Below are 278 nucleotides of genomic sequence, written 5' to 3' on the forward strand. Positions count from 1 at the left end.
GGTTCCCTCCGAATGGTTGGAAATCATTCACAGCGTGCAAAGGCATAAGGGAGCTTGACTGCGAGACTGACATGTCGAGCAGGGACGAAAGTCGGGCTTAGTGATCCGGTGGTTCCGCATGGAAGGGCCATCGCTTAACGGATAAAAGCTACCCCGGGGATAACAGGCTTATCTCCCCCAAGAGTTCACATCGACGGGGAGGTTTGGCACCTCGATGTCGGCTCATCGCATCCTGGGGCTGTAGTCGGTCCCAAGGGTTGGGCTGTTCGCCCATTAAA

At 55.8% G+C, this 278-nt stretch carries 1 rRNA gene (running past one end of the window); it reads left to right on the top strand.

The annotated features are described in order from the left end of the window. Positions 1–278 (top strand): 23S ribosomal RNA (locus tag ABDZ72_RS02880) (its annotated part continues 154 nt past the right edge of the window); the annotation flags it as partial.

Source organism: Lentibacillus halophilus, from assembly GCF_039522485.1.
Taxonomy (GTDB): domain Bacteria; phylum Bacillota; class Bacilli; order Bacillales; family Amphibacillaceae; genus Lentibacillus; species Lentibacillus halophilus.